Genomic DNA, 250 nt, shown 5'->3' on the forward strand with positions numbered 1-250 from the left:
TTTCTGTACTGTGCAAGTCGTCAGAGTTTGACGATACATATAGTGGTATAGATAATGATAACCATACTACTGGTCAACCGCTATCTTATCTTGATCGTTTAAAAGACAGTAAGAAATTTACTTATGGCCGTTTGAAAGCATTTCATGATCATCAGCGTATGCACTTTGATGCGCCTTATGTGCATTTTCCCTGGGGTAATAATCGGCAAGTTGTCAAAGCTGAAATGATATCACCGCGCGTGTATAGAGC

1 protein-coding gene is annotated in these 250 nt (G+C 39.6%); it reads left to right on the forward strand.

The genetic code is table 11. The features are described from left to right. Positions 1–250: hypothetical protein (locus AAEY83_RS17370; protein ID WP_351061174.1), on the forward strand; the 250-nt coding region annotated here is incomplete at both ends.

The organism is Psychrobacter sp. TB20-MNA-CIBAN-0197, from assembly GCF_040309765.1.
GTDB lineage: Bacteria > Pseudomonadota > Gammaproteobacteria > Pseudomonadales > Moraxellaceae > Psychrobacter > Psychrobacter submarinus.